The following is a 13,111-nucleotide window of genomic DNA, read 5'->3' on the forward strand; positions in this document are numbered from 1 at the left end:
GGTGGTCGGCCTCTACGGGGCCGGGCTGCAACGGATCATGCAGTGCCTGGGGCAGGCCGGGGACCCGGGCATAGCCGAGCGGCTGGCCACCGACGACCTGGTGGCCAGCCTGCTCCTTGTCCACGGTCTGCACCCGCACGATGTACACCGGCGGGTGTCCGACGCGCTCGACCGGGTGCGGCCGTACCTGGGCTCGCACGGCGGGGACGTCGACCTCGTCGGCGTCGACGGCGATACCGTGCGGCTGGCGTTCAAAGGGAGCTGCAAGAGCTGTCCGTCGTCGGCGGTGACGCTGGAGTTGGCCGTCGAGGACGCGGTGCGCGCCGCGGCACCCGAGATCTCGGCCATCGAGGTCGTCACGGCCCAGCCCGGAACCACATCGGTAATCCCGGCCGAATCGCTGCTGGCGCGCGTACATTCCAACGGGTCCCACAGCTGGCACCCGGCGCCGGAGCTGGCCGAGCTGGCGCCAGGTGAGGTGGCCGGCTATCGGGTCGCCGCAACCACCGTGCTGGCGTGCCGGGTCGGCGACCAGACCTTTGCGTACCGCGACCATTGCCCGGTGTGCAACGCCACCCTGGCCGGTGCGAAATTACATGGGGCGCAACTGCGCTGCCCCCGCTGCCGGACGGACTTCGACGCCGTACACGCCGGGGCCGGGGCGAACGGCGCGCATCTGGACCCGCTCCCGCTCTTGACCCGCGACGGCGTGCTGTCGGTGGCCTTGCCGGCCCACGAACCGGTGCACGCGATGGGCGCCCCGGCATGACCACCCCGTACGACGTCCTGACCCGCATCCGCAGCAACCGGCCGGCCCCCGAACCGGCCGGCGAGCGGTGCGAGATGTGCTCGGAATCGATCGCCGACGAGCACCAGCACGTGGTCAACGTGGCCGACCGGCAGCTCATGTGTGTCTGCCGGGCCTGCTATCTGCTGTTCACCGACACCCAGGCCGAACTGCGCTACCGCGCGGTGCCCGACCGGTATCTGTCCTTCCCGGACTTCGCGCTGGACCGACGCGCGTGGGAGGCATTGCAGATCCCCGTGGGGGTGGCCTTCTTCTTCACCAACTCCACGCTCGGGCGCACCGTCGCCTTCTACCCCGGGCCGGCCGGCGCCTGCGAATCCGAACTCGCGCTTGATGTTTGGGACACCCTCGGCGGCGCCGACGCACGGGTGGGACTGCTGGCCGACGACGTGGAGGCGTTGTTGGTGCGGGTCCCCGACACCGGTCCGCCGCAGACCTATCTGGTCCCCATCGACGCCTGTTACGAATTCGTCGGGCGACTGCGCATCCTGTGGCGTGGGTTCGACGGCGGGCAGGAGGCGCGCGAGTTCATCGACGGCTTCTTCTCCCACCTGCAAGCCCACGCGCTGGAAACACCTTCCGACACACCTTCTGAAACACCGCCATGATGGACATCGACTTCACGGTCCTCGACGTGGCGCCCGAGCCGTACACCGTCAGCCCGGTGCTGACCGCCCGCATCGCGGTGACCACCGGCGACGACCCGGTGCACGCGATCGCCCTGCGCTGCCAGGTCCGCATCGAGCCGTTGCGGCGGTCCTACTCCGACGACGAGGCCGCCGGGCTGACCGACCTGTTCGGTCCGCGCGAACGCTGGGCGAGCACCCAGCGCACCTTCCTCTGGCAGCACTGCACCGCGATGGTGCCCGGGTTCACCGGCACCACGACGGCGGCGCTCCCCCTGGATTGCACCTACGACTTCGAGGTCGCCGCCGCCAAATACCTGCACGCGCTGCGCGACGGTGCGCTGCCGCTCCAATTCCTCTTCAGCGGAACGGTTTTCGTCAAATCCGACCGCGGCTTCTCCGTCCAGCAGGTCCCGTGGGACTGCGAATACCGCTACGACATGCCGGTCACGGCCTGGCGGCAGCTGATGGCCCAGCACTATCCGAACGCCGGCTGGCTGCGGCTGAGTCACGAAACAATCAGCGCGCTGGCCGCCTACAAGTCCGCACGCGGGCTGCTCGACCTCGACCACGCGGTCACCTCACTGTTGGACGCGGACCGGGAGACGGCGCGGTGACCGAGGATCGGGACCGGGCCCGCGCCGTCGCCGACGCGGTCCTCTACGAGGGCTACCTGCTCTATCCCTACCGCGGGACGTCGACCAAGAACCAATCTCGCTGGCAATTCGGCGTCCTGGGACCGCCCGGGGCGGCGGACGCGGGCCTGGGCGAGGACGACAGCCTGGCCGCGCAGTTCCTGGTCGACGGGGCCGGGGAGCTGAACCTGGTGGTGCGATTCCTGCAGCTCCAACACCGCCGGGCCGAGCGGGAAGTCGCCCACGGCGAATACCAACCCGTCGACGAGCTGACGACCCCGGGTGGTGCGTGGCTCACCTGGGACGAGGCGGTCGAGTGCGAAAGGTCCTTCGGCCCTGTCGCCTTGGACGGGCAAACCTGGACACTGTCGGTGACGGCGGACGCGGGCACGGATGTCGAGACGCTTGATGGCGGGCGCCTGGTGCGCCAACGACGGGAGGTGCGTGGCGTGTTGACGGTCGCCAGCGAGGCGGACGGCGGCCTGTGCCGGGTATCCGTGCGGGTCCGCAACGTCGGCGCCGCCGCTGTGGACAAGAGCGACGCGATCGCGCGGTCCATGATCGGCACGCACCTCATCGCCGAACTCGGGCGCGGGCAGTTCGTTTCGCTACTCGAGCCACCACCGGCGGCGGTCGACGCGGTGTCCCGGTGCGTTCAGCATCGCTGCTTCCCGGTGCTGTCCGGCCCGCCCGGCGCACACGACTCGCTGCTGATCTCGCCGATCATCCTCTACGACCACCCGGAGGTCGCCGAACAGAGCGATACCGCGCTGTATGACTGCACGGAGATCGACGAGATCCTCACCCTGCGCGTGATGACGATGACGGACGAGGAGAAGGCCCAGGCCCGGGCCACCGATCCGCGGGCGGCGCGGATCATCGAACAGTGCGAGGCCATGTCTCCCGAGGCGATGGCTCGCCTGCACGGTGTGTTGCGCGACCCGGTCCCGGGTCTCGTCCCGGAGGTTCCCGAGGGGGTCGATTGGTGGGACCCACTGGCCGACAACGCGGTTCGTCCCGAAATCGACGCGGTGTTGGTGAACGGGATCCGGGTGGCGCGCGGTAGCCAGGTTCGGTTGCGGCCGAGGCGAAACGCCGACGCGCAGGACATCTTCGTCGCCGGCAAGACGGCCCGCGTCACCTCCGTGCACTCCGACGTCGAGGGCAACAAGCACGTCGGCGTCGTCGTCGAGGACGACCGGGCCGCCGACCTGCACGACTGGTACGGCCGATACCTGTACTTCTCCCCCGACGAAATCGAGCCTGTGGAAGGTCAACGCAGCCCGGCAAACTCGTGAAAGGAGTTTTCAGATGGAGATCCTCGGTTGGATATTCGTCGCGATCATCGCTTTGGTGCTCGCGGCCGGATTGGTGCTTGGGGTGGTATCCCTGCCCGATGCTCGCCGGTACCTCAAGCTCAGGCGGATGTAACCGGCCCGGGGAATGACAGCGCGCATCCTGGTAGCCGGCATCGGCAACATCTTCCTGGGCGACGACGGCTTCGGGTCCGAAGTGATCCGCACCGCCGAGATCTCCCGGGACGATCCGAGTGTCCGCGTCACCGACTACGGCATCAGTGGCATGCACCTGGCCTACGACCTGCTCGAGGACTGGGACACGCTCGTCCTCGTCGACGCCGTGCCCAGCCGCGGCAACCCGGGCACGTTGCACGTCTTCCAGGCCGACCATGAATCGTATTCGGCCACAACCGGTTTCGACGGTCACAGCATGGATCCGGCCGCGGTGTTCGCCAGCCTGCGGGCGCTCGGCGGCAGTCCCCCGTACACGGTCGTCGTCGGGTGCGAGGCGGGCAGCGTCGAGGAAGGCATCGGCCTCACCGAACCGGTGGCCAGGGCGGTTCCCCGCGCCGCGCGCGCCGTCGAGGAGATCGTCGCGGCGCTGCAGTCGCACCCGGTTGCCGCCGGCCGAGAGGACCGCTGAGCCATGTGTTTGGGGATCCCCGGCCAAGTTATCCGGATGCTGGACGGCTACGAGGGCCAGCTCGCGCTGGTCGACGTCACCGGCGAACAGCGCAAGGTCAACGTCGGCATGCTGCCGGAAGAGACGTTCGCGCCCGGCGACTGGATAATCATCCACATGGGCTTCGCCGTCGAGAAGACGGACCGCGAGGGCGCCGAGCAGGCGATGGCCGGCCTCGAGCTGATGGGCAGGGGCCGCACCGATCCGTTCGACCTTCCGGAGGACGGCTGAAATGACCGCGTCCCCCCTGCTGCTGCGGCACGACGACATTCGGCAGCGCTTCACCGTGACCGGTGTCGTGCAGGGGGTTGGCTTCCGGCCTTTCGTCCACCGCATCGCGACCGAGCTCGGCTTGTCCGGTTTCGTCGGGAACGATTCCGGCGCCGTCTTCGTCGAGGTGCAGGGCGAGCGGGCACGCCTGGCCGAATTCGGCCGGCGCCTGCGCGCAGAGGCGCCGCCGCTGGCCCGAATCAGCGACGTTACGGTCCGCGAGGTTGCCGCCGATGCCGGCTGCGGGCGGGGGTTCCGGATCGTGGCCAGCCGGGCCGCCCCCGGTGGAACGACTCCGATTCCGCCCGACGTCGCGGTGTGTGAGGACTGCGTAGCCGAGTTGTTCGACCCGCGCGACCGGCGCTACCGCCACCCGTTCGTCACCTGCACCAACTGCGGACCGCGATTCACCATCATCCGCGAGTTGCCCTACGACCGGCCGGCCACCACCATGGCGGGGTTCGCCATGTGTGAACGCTGCGCCGCCGAATACCACGACCCGGCGGATCGCCGGTTCCACGCGCAGCCCATCGCCTGCCCCGATTGCGGGCCGTCCCTGCGGTTCCGGTCGGCGGCGGGGCCCGTCGAAGGGGCGGACGCCGCGCTGGCGGCCGGCCAACGCGCGCTGGCCTCGGGCGCCGTGGTCGCCATCAAGGGCATCGGCGGCTACCACCTGGCCTGCGCCGCCGCCGACGACACGGCGGTCGCCGCGCTGCGCATGCGAAAAGCCCGCGGCGCGAAGCCTTTTGCCATGATGGTTCGCGACCTTGACGTCGCGCGCCGCTACGCCCACGTCGATGACACCGAGGCGGCGGTGCTGCTCGGCCCCGCCCGCCCGATCGTGTTGCTCAAGCGCCGGCCGGACGCCCCGGTCGCCGACGGGGTCGCCCCCGGTAGCCCATTGCTCGGCCTGATGCTGCCGTACTCCCCCCTGCATCACCTGCTCCTCGCACCCGTCCCGGGCGCCCCCGCGCCGGTGCCCGACGCACTCGTGCTCACCAGCGCCAACCGCTCCGACGAACCCATCTGCTTCACCGACGACGATGCGGCACAGCGCCTTCCGGCGCTCTGCGAAGCGATCCTGGACCACGACCGCCCGATCCATGTCCCGTGCGACGACTCGGTGGTCCGTGTGGTCGACGGTCGCGAACTGCCGATCCGCCGCTCCCGTGGCTACGCGCCGCTGCCGGTCGACCTGAATATCCCCGGCCCGCCCGTGCTGGCCGTCGGCGGGGAATTGAAGAACACGTTCTGCCTCACCGACGGCCCGCGAGCGTACCTGTCCGGGCACATCGGCGACATGGGCACCTGGGAGACGCTGCGCGCGTTCGAGCGAGCGGTGACCCAGCTCAGCGAAATACGCGGCGAGCCGGCGCGGTTGGCCGCCGATCTGCATCCCGGGTACCACACCCGAAGCTGGGCTGAGCGTCGCGCGGACGCCCGACCGCTGGACCTCGTTCAGCACCACCACGCGCACGTCGTGTCGCTGCTGGCCGAGCACCGACGCCTCGGCGAACCCGTCATCGGCGTCTCCTTCGACGGCACCGGCTACGGATGCGACGAGACCATCTGGGGCGGCGAAATTCTGCGGCTCGGCACCGACAGCCACCGATTCGTCCGGGCGGGCCACCTGCTGCCGGTCCCGCTGCCCGGCGGTGACGCCGCGGTGCGCAACCCATGGCGGATAGCGCTGTCCCAATTGTGGTCCGCCGGCATCGGCTGGACCCCCGACCTGGCGCCCGTCGCCGCCGCGAGTCGAGACGAATTACGCATCACCCGTTCACAATTGGAGACGGGAACCGGATGCGTGCCCTGTTCGAGCATGGGCCGCCTCTTCGACGCGGTCGCCTCGCTGCTCGGGGTGCGGCATCGCATCGACTACGAAGGCCAGGCCGCCATCGAGCTGGAGGCACTGGCGGAATCGGCGGACGCGCAGGACGGGCCGCCGCTGCCGCTCACCGTGCGCGCCGACGGGGTGATCGACCCCGCCCCCCTGGTGCGGGCGTTGGTGTCCGCGCTCGGCGCCGGCGCGCGACCCGCGCCGCTGGCCGCGGCGTTTCACCGGGCCGTCGCGGTCGCCGTCGCCGAGGCGGTCGCCCAGGTGGCCGGCACCACCCGGCTGGTGGGGCTTACCGGCGGGGTGTTCCAGAACGTGTTGTTGCTGAGAGCATGTCGAGAACGGTTGCGGCTGGCCGGGTTCGAGGTGCTGACCCACCACGCCGTGCCGCCGAACGACGGCGGACTCGCCCTGGGCCAGGCCGCGATCGCCATGCTGACCGCGCAGGAGGAGGGCTGACCCATGACCACCACGGCCATCGATCGCGGGCTGGGCGCCGAGTTGGCCGAAGACCTCGCCGCCACCGCCTTCACGCTGGCCAGGCGCTTCGCCGCCGGCGCCACCATGTGGTCCATCGCGCCGTCGTGGGAACCGCACGCGCTGCACATCGCAGTCGAATTCGTCCACCCGGTCATCATGGGCAAAAGAGCGCTGCCCGCGGTGGCGTTGACCGGGCCCGACCTCGTGGACCTGGTGCGGGTCTCGGTGCGCCCCGGCGACATCGTGGTCGCGGTTGCCGGCGCCGACGAGGCGCAGGTCCGCTCCGTGATGCGGCGCGCACCCGCGTGGGGGGCCACGACGATCTGGATCGGCAGCGGCGAACGGCCCCCTGCGGGGATGGCCGACCACGTGCTGTGGCTCGACGACCCCGACCCGCGCGTGCCCGCGACCGGTGGCTTCGTGCTGTTCTACCACCTGCTGTGGGAGCTGACCCACGTGTGTTTCGAACACCCCGGCCTGCTCAAACCCGAACACTCCGAGTCGGTTTGCGTCACGTGCAGCGACGAGGGACGCCCCGGCGAGGCGGTGACCGCGTCGGCCGACGGGCACGCCGTCGTGCGCACCGCGCGGGGCGTGGAGACCGTGGTGACCACGCTGATCGAGCCGGTCGAAGCCGGCGAGCTGATCCTCGTGCACGCGGGCATGGCGATCGGCAGACTGGAAGACGAGGAGGGCCGATGAGTCCCGCGGACGAACCCACCAACTTCCTGTACCCGTTCATCGACGCCCAGGAAGACGATCCCGCCTCCCTGCTGGCCGACCTGGCCGCGTCGGCGCAGGCCAAGGCCGCCGAGAGCCTGGCACTGCGGCGATCGACGCTGGAGGCCAACGCCGCACTGCTCGGTCAGGCGGCCGCCGAGCTGGCGCGCCGTTTCACCGCGGGCGGGCGGATGTTCACCTTCGGCAACGGCGGCAGCTGCACCGATTCCACCACGCTGGCAAGGCTGTTCGCCCGGCCCCCGGTCGGCAAGCCGTTACCCGCGTGGCCGCTGACCACCGACCAGGCCATCCTGACCGCGCTGGGCAACGACGTCGGATTCGAGTTGGTGTTCGCCCGGCAGTTGATCGCCCGCGCGACCGCCGGTGACATCGCGATCGCCATGTCGACCAGCGGCGGCTCGCCCAACCTGCTCGCCGCGCTGGCCGAAGCGCGTCAGCGCGGCCTGTACACCATCGGATTCGCCGGCTACGACGGCGGCGCCTTCGCGAACAACCCGGATGTGGACGCCTGCTTCATCGTCCGTTCGCAAAGCGTGCACCGGATCCAGGAATCGCAGGCGCTGCTGGGCTACCAGCTGTGGCTGAGCGTGCATCAACATCTCCGCGGCGAGCACGGTCTGGGGGCGGCATGAACAAGTCGGCGGGTGAATACCTTTCGTCGGGGCCACGCTTCGCCGAGGGCGAGGTGATCGAGCGGATCGAATCGTTCCGCAGGCGCCGCCCCCGCCTCCTCGACGACCACGTGACGCTCGCGCACGGCGCGGGCGGCAAGGCCTCCGCGGCGCTGGTGGACGCCGTGTTCATGGAGGCGTTTCGCAACCCGCTGCTGGAGTCACTCGGTGACAGCGCGGTCCTGACCCTGCCCGGCGGCGAGCGCGTGGCGATGTCCACGGACTCGTTCGTGGTGCAGCCCAGGCGCTTTCCCGGCGGCTCCATCGGCGCGCTCGCCGTGCACGGCACCTGCAACGACCTCGCGATGGCCGGCGCCGTGCCGTCGTGGATCTCGGCGGCGTTCGTGCTCGAAGAGGGTTTTCCCATCGCCGAGTTGAAGGAGATCGTCGCCGACATGGCGGCGGCGGCCGCCACGGCGGGCGTGCGAATCGTCACCGGCGACACCAAGGTGGTGCCGAAGGGCGCCGCCGACGGGGTGTTCGTCACCACCGCCGGGGCCGGTGTCATTCCCGCGGGGCGCGCGCTGTCTGCGGCGGCGGTGCGGCCCGGTGACAAGCTGCTGCTGTCGGGGTCGATGGGCGACCACGGCATGGCGGTCATGCTCGCGCGCGGCGACCTGGCCATCGAGGCCGACATCGCCTCCGACACCGCGTCGGTCAGCCCCCTGGTGGAGCTGCTGATGGCGGCCGCGCCGTCCACCCGGTGGATGCGCGACGCGACGCGGGGCGGGGTGGGCACCGTGTGCAACGAACTGGCCCAGGCCTGCCGCCTCGGCGTGCTGCTCGAAGAGGAGCGGCTTCCGGTGGCGCCCATGGTGAACGGCGCCTGCGAGCTGCTCGGTATCGACCCGTTGTACGTCGCCAACGAGGGCAAGTTCATCGCCGTCGTGGCGCCGCAGGAGGCGGACGCCGGGCTGGCCGCGCTGCGGTCGCACCCGCTGGGCACCGGAGCGGCCGAGGTCGGCGAAATCGTCGCCGAACCAGCCGAAAGCGTGGTGCTGCGAACCGGATTCGGCGGCACGCGGATCGTCGACATGCTCGTCGGAGATCCCCTGCCGCGGATCTGTTGAGGGCGTGGCGATCGCAAGCGCGGCGGAGCCGGGCGCAGCGGGTCGCCACCAGAGAGGAGTACAAAAGATGTGCCTGGGCATTCCGGGTCGGATCGTCGAGATCACCGATCCCGCAAACTATTTGGCCAAGGTGGACGTGAGCGGGGTGCAGCGCACCATCAGCGTGCGGCTGCTGGAGGACGACATGCCCGAGCCCGACGACTGGGTACTGGTCCACGTCGGGTTCGCGATGGCCAAAATCGACGAGACCGAGGCATTGCTCACCCTGGCGGCCGTCCAGAAACTCGGCGACGCCTACGACACCGAGATTCAAGCCTTCGACTCCTCGTCGATCGTCTGAGAAGGAAGGACCGTCATGAAATTCGTTGACGAGTTCCGCGACCCGGCCGCGGCGCGAAAGCTGCTGGGCGCCATCGGGCGACTCGCCGGCACCGACGGTGCGCAGTTCAAGTTCATGGAGGTGTGCGGCGGTCACACGCACACCATCTACCGGCATGGCATCGAGCACCTGCTGCCCGAGAACGTCGAACTCGTGCACGGCCCCGGGTGCCCGGTCTGCGTGATCCCGATGGGCCGCATCGACGACGCGATGTGGCTGGCCGGCCAGCCCGACGTGATCTTCACCTGCTTCGGCGACATGATGCGCGTCCCCGGCTCCAACGGCAGCCTGCTGGACGCCAAGGCGCGCGGGGCCGACGTGCGGTTCGTCTACTCGCCGCTGGACGCGCTGAAGATCGCGCTCGACAACCCGGACAAGCATGTGGTGTTCTTCGCCATCGGTTTCGAGACGACCGCGCCGTCGACGGCCGTGACCCTGGTACGGGCGCGCGAACAGGGGCTGACCAATTTCAGCGTGTTCTGTAACCACGTGATGATCGTCCCGCCGATCAAGGCCATCCTGGAATCGCCGGACCTGCGACTGTCGGGGTTCATCGGCCCCGGGCACGTGTCGACGGTGGTGGGCAACCGGCCCTACCGATTCGTTCCCGAGGTGTACCGAAAGCCCTTGGTAGTGGCCGGTTTTGAGCCACTGGACATCCTGGCCGCGGTCGCGATGCTGCTGACCCAGATCCGCGAGGGCCGCTGCGAGGTGGAGAACCAGTACACACGCGTGGTGCCCGAACGCGGCAACCCGGCCGCTTTGGCGTTGATGGGCAAGGTTTTTGCGCTCCGTCCCCACTTCGAATGGCGCGGGCTGGGCTTCATCTCCCAGAGCGCGCTGCGGCTGCACGACGACTTCGCGGAATTCGACGCCGAGTTGCGATTCTCGATGCCGGGCGTGCGGGTCGCCGACCCCAAGGCATGCCAGTGCGGCGAGGTGCTCAAGGGCGTGCTGAAGCCGTGGGAATGCAAGGTGTTCGGGACCGCGTGCACCCCGGAGACCCCGATCGGCACGTGCATGGTGTCCCCCGAGGGGGCCTGCGCGGCCTACTACAACTTCGGCCGGATGCACCGTGACGCCGTCAAGCTGGTGGGGCGCGCTTGACCCGGGACGCCGGCGGTTCGCAAAGCGGCGTGGAGATGTTCGCCCGCTACGCCCACGCGCCCAACGCGCTGGGCTATTGCGGCCCCCCGCTGGGCGCCACCCTGCGCGACGGTTCCGAGGACGAGGTGCGCCGGGCGGCGGCCAGGTTCTCCGGGGCATGGCCGTACCTGCGGGTGCTGTCGGCGCTGACCGGGATCGCCGACCCGCTGGACCACCGGCTCGTCGAGTCGTACTGGCTGGGCGGCGGCGTCGGGGCCGACCTGGACCCGCAGGGCTTCTTTGACGCGTTGCTCGCGATCATCGGCCCGCAGGCGGGCCGCTACTGGTCACACCTGACACCGGACCTCGCGGGCGAGGCCGCCGCCAATCACAGCTTTCACGTGTTCGGCGTGTACCCGTGGACGCGGTTTCTGGGCCGGGGCATGGACGAGCATCCGCTCAACGTGCTCGACAACTGCCGCATCACCTGGGGGACCGTGCTCAGCCGCGACCACGACCGGATCCAGGTGCGGTGCCGGCAACTGGTGCTCGACGGTGAGGCGCTCGCGCTGTCCGAACCGTCGCCCCGGCCCTTCGACGTCTGGGCGGACGGCTACAGCGCCGTGCCCGACGTGGCCCCCGGTGACGAGGTCGCGCTGCACTGGGGGCGGCTGTGCGGCCGGCTCTCCCCGCGGCAGGCCCGTTCCCTCGCCGACGCGACCGATCGGCAGCTGCGCGTGACAAGCCGGCGACTGGCGCACGTCTAATTTCGTGCCAGACTGGCCCGGTGCCCGGTTCCCTCTGCGACGTGCTGCCCGCCGCCGCCGCGCTGCTCGGCGCGCCGGGCGCCGTCGACAAGCTGGGCCTGTCCGATTGGGCCGGCTCCGAACAGATCGATCGCGTCGCGGTCGTGCTGGTCGACGGCCTGGGCTGGCACCTGCTCGGCGAGCTGGCCGGTAGCGCGCCGCTGCTCGCCGCCGTGGCGGCGGGCCAGCTGGGCCGCCTCACAGAGCTGACCTGCACCTTTCCGTCGACCACCCCGACCAGCCTGGTGTCGATGGGCACCGGGGCGCAACCGGGCGAGCATGGGATCCTGGGCTTCACGCTCAACGTCCCCGGCTCGGATCGCGTGATCAACCACATCCTGTGGCGCGACGACCCACCGCACACCGAGTGGCAGCCGTTACCGACCTGGTTCGGGCGGCTCAACCGGGCCGGCATCAGCGCGCGGGCTGTGTTGCCGGCCGCGTTCATGGGTAGCGGGCTGACCGACGCGGCGTACCGGGGCGCCGAATTCCGCCCCATCCAGCCGGGCGACGACAACGCGCAGCGGGTCGTCGACGAGCTGTGTGCGGGACCCGGCCTGGTCTACGGCTACACCGCCGCCCTGGACACCGCCGCGCATGCCTTCGGCGTCGGATCGTCCCAATGGCACGACGCGGCCGTCCAGGTCGACACGCTGCTGACCCGGCTGGTCGACGCGCTCCCCCCGACCGCGGCACTACTGGTGACCGCCGACCACGGCGGATTCAACGTTCCACCCGGCGCCCGGGTCGACCTCGACACCGACCCACGGCTGGGCGCGGGGATCCGCGTGGTCGCCGGCGAGCCGCGGGTGCGTTACCTGCACACCGAGCCCGGGGCGGCGGCGGACGTGCAGGCGGCCTGGAGCGCAGTACTCGACGGCAGGGCGGACATCTACAGCCGCGAGCAGGCCGTGGCCGCCGGGATGTTCGGTCCGGTCAACCCGGCCCACCTGGCACGAATCGGCGATGTCGTCGCCGTCTGCACCGGCGATGCCGCCGTGCTGGCAACGGGCCACGAGCCGCCGGAATCGGCCCGCCTCATAGGATTTCACGGCGCGGCGACACCCGCCGAGATAGCCATCCCGCTCATCGCCTTCAAATCCCCTGCCGCCGACCGCTAGTCGCTGCCACCGTCAGCCGCCCGCCGAGCGCGGCACCGCGATTGCCCGATGGGCCAGTGGCCAATATCACCCCGGCGCCGCAAAGGTCAGGCGATCGTGAAACCCACACCGGACTTTGATCGTTTTCACAGCTCGCACGCCGTGGCCGCCAAGCCTCGTGTTGTAAATTCGGGCCACTGTGGCAGTCGGAGGCGCACCTAGAGACCGGCGATGGCGGTCAGCCATCGCCATCGTTGCGGCGCTTTGCGTGTTCTGCGCCGTGACCTCGGGCTGGGCATCGCGCGGGACCGCGGTCGCCGGCGTCGGGTCGCCGCACCCGGGTGTGTCCCACGAAGCCGTGCGCCCCGGGTTCGGCCAGGCACTCGGGCGTGCGGGCGACATGAGCCTTGCGGCACAACACTTTTCAACCGGCTCAGCCCCGATGCATCACAGCACCACCAAGAACGCATGGATGACGCGGGATCGGCCGCCGACGTGGGCCCGCTCGTCACCACCGTCGGTGGGGTCGCCGTTACCGGCCTCGTTCGCGGCCGCGGTGTTTCGGCTACCGCGCCCGCCGTCGCGTGCTCCCGCGGCACCACCACTTCACCGGGATCTGTTG

Annotated in this window: 14 protein-coding genes; all 14 read left to right on the top strand. The window is 70.4% G+C overall.

Annotated features, from left to right (window positions below; translation table 11 throughout):
* The coding region (locus A9X03_RS09255; RefSeq protein ID WP_068260700.1) for a NifU family protein at nucleotides 1-769 on the top strand (769 nt) is incomplete at its 5' end.
* Entirely contained in the window at nucleotides 766-1,416 is a 651-nt protein-coding gene (locus tag A9X03_RS09260) for a DUF5947 family protein (RefSeq protein ID WP_068260703.1), read from the top strand. The genes A9X03_RS09255 and A9X03_RS09260, both read left to right, overlap by 4 nt.
* The gene (locus tag A9X03_RS09265; protein WP_068260704.1) at nucleotides 1,413-2,051 is read left to right on the top strand and encodes a DUF6084 family protein; all 639 of its coding nucleotides are present in this window, start codon (nucleotides 1,413-1,415) and stop codon (nucleotides 2,049-2,051) included. Before A9X03_RS09260 ends, A9X03_RS09265 begins: the two co-directional genes overlap by 4 nt.
* Nucleotides 2,048-3,367: a hypothetical protein gene (locus tag A9X03_RS09270; RefSeq protein ID WP_068260705.1), complete on the top strand. Its 1,320-nt coding sequence runs from the start codon at nucleotides 2,048-2,050 to the stop codon at nucleotides 3,365-3,367. Before A9X03_RS09265 ends, A9X03_RS09270 begins: the two co-directional genes overlap by 4 nt.
* A gap of 145 nt (nucleotides 3,368-3,512) precedes the next feature.
* Nucleotides 3,513-4,010 carry a hydrogenase maturation protease gene (locus A9X03_RS09275; protein ID WP_068260709.1) on the top strand — a complete coding sequence of 166 codons (498 nt, stop codon included), beginning with the start codon at nucleotides 3,513-3,515 and terminating at the stop codon, nucleotides 4,008-4,010.
* 3 nt (nucleotides 4,011-4,013) lie between these two features.
* Nucleotides 4,014-4,280, top strand: a complete 267-nt coding sequence (locus A9X03_RS09280) for a HypC/HybG/HupF family hydrogenase formation chaperone (protein ID WP_067748661.1) — start codon at nucleotides 4,014-4,016, stop codon at nucleotides 4,278-4,280.
* A gap of 1 nt (nucleotide 4,281) precedes the next feature.
* Nucleotides 4,282-6,615 (top strand): carbamoyltransferase HypF, encoded by a 2,334-nt coding sequence (hypF, locus tag A9X03_RS09285; protein WP_068260717.1) that lies wholly within the window; start codon nucleotides 4,282-4,284, stop codon nucleotides 6,613-6,615.
* A gap of 3 nt (nucleotides 6,616-6,618) precedes the next feature.
* Nucleotides 6,619-7,338: a HypC/HybG/HupF family hydrogenase formation chaperone gene (locus A9X03_RS09290; protein WP_067748665.1), complete on the top strand. Its 720-nt coding sequence runs from the start codon at nucleotides 6,619-6,621 to the stop codon at nucleotides 7,336-7,338.
* Nucleotides 7,335-8,009 carry an SIS domain-containing protein gene (locus A9X03_RS09295; protein ID WP_067748668.1) on the top strand — a complete coding sequence of 225 codons (675 nt, stop codon included), beginning with the start codon at nucleotides 7,335-7,337 and terminating at the stop codon, nucleotides 8,007-8,009. Before A9X03_RS09290 ends, A9X03_RS09295 begins: the two co-directional genes overlap by 4 nt.
* Nucleotides 8,006-9,118 (top strand): hydrogenase expression/formation protein HypE, encoded by a 1,113-nt coding sequence (gene hypE / locus A9X03_RS09300; protein WP_068260720.1) that lies wholly within the window; start codon nucleotides 8,006-8,008, stop codon nucleotides 9,116-9,118. Before A9X03_RS09295 ends, hypE begins: the two co-directional genes overlap by 4 nt.
* A 67-nt stretch (nucleotides 9,119-9,185) precedes the next feature.
* Nucleotides 9,186-9,458, top strand: coding sequence for a HypC/HybG/HupF family hydrogenase formation chaperone (locus tag A9X03_RS09305; RefSeq protein WP_067748673.1), 273 nt, complete (start codon nucleotides 9,186-9,188; stop codon nucleotides 9,456-9,458).
* 15 nt (nucleotides 9,459-9,473) lie between these two features.
* Nucleotides 9,474-10,604, top strand: coding sequence for a hydrogenase formation protein HypD (gene hypD, locus A9X03_RS09310; RefSeq protein WP_067748675.1), 1,131 nt, complete (start codon nucleotides 9,474-9,476; stop codon nucleotides 10,602-10,604).
* The gene (locus tag A9X03_RS09315; RefSeq protein WP_255396721.1) at nucleotides 10,601-11,350 is read left to right on the top strand and encodes a DUF6390 family protein; all 750 of its coding nucleotides are present in this window, start codon (nucleotides 10,601-10,603) and stop codon (nucleotides 11,348-11,350) included. Before hypD ends, A9X03_RS09315 begins: the two co-directional genes overlap by 4 nt.
* 20 nt (nucleotides 11,351-11,370) lie before the next feature.
* Nucleotides 11,371-12,510 carry an alkaline phosphatase family protein gene (locus A9X03_RS09320; RefSeq protein WP_067784584.1) on the top strand — a complete coding sequence of 380 codons (1,140 nt, stop codon included), beginning with the start codon at nucleotides 11,371-11,373 and terminating at the stop codon, nucleotides 12,508-12,510.
* Nucleotides 12,511-13,111: the final 601 nt, after the last annotated feature.

Origin of the sequence: Mycobacterium sp. E1715 (assembly GCF_001667625.1) — a bacterium.
In the GTDB taxonomy this organism is placed as follows: Bacteria; Actinomycetota; Actinomycetes; order Mycobacteriales; family Mycobacteriaceae; genus Mycobacterium.

Bases quoted from the DNA above. Each gene is read 5' to 3' on its own strand.
- A9X03_RS09260 (WP_068260703.1), top strand. From the start codon at position 766: ATGACCACCCCGTACGACGTCCTGACCCGCATCCGCAGCAACCGGCCG.
- A9X03_RS09265 (WP_068260704.1), top strand. From the start codon at position 1,413: ATGATGGACATCGACTTCACGGTCCTCGACGTGGCGCCCGAGCCGTAC.
- A9X03_RS09275 (WP_068260709.1), top strand. From the start codon at position 3,513: ATGACAGCGCGCATCCTGGTAGCCGGCATCGGCAACATCTTCCTGGGC.
- A9X03_RS09280 (WP_067748661.1), top strand. From the start codon at position 4,014: ATGTGTTTGGGGATCCCCGGCCAAGTTATCCGGATGCTGGACGGCTAC.
- hypF (WP_068260717.1), top strand. From the start codon at position 4,282: ATGACCGCGTCCCCCCTGCTGCTGCGGCACGACGACATTCGGCAGCGC.
- A9X03_RS09290 (WP_067748665.1), top strand. From the start codon at position 6,619: ATGACCACCACGGCCATCGATCGCGGGCTGGGCGCCGAGTTGGCCGAA.
- A9X03_RS09295 (WP_067748668.1), top strand. From the start codon at position 7,335: ATGAGTCCCGCGGACGAACCCACCAACTTCCTGTACCCGTTCATCGAC.
- hypE (WP_068260720.1), top strand. From the start codon at position 8,006: ATGAACAAGTCGGCGGGTGAATACCTTTCGTCGGGGCCACGCTTCGCC.
- A9X03_RS09305 (WP_067748673.1), top strand. From the start codon at position 9,186: ATGTGCCTGGGCATTCCGGGTCGGATCGTCGAGATCACCGATCCCGCA.
- hypD (WP_067748675.1), top strand. From the start codon at position 9,474: ATGAAATTCGTTGACGAGTTCCGCGACCCGGCCGCGGCGCGAAAGCTG.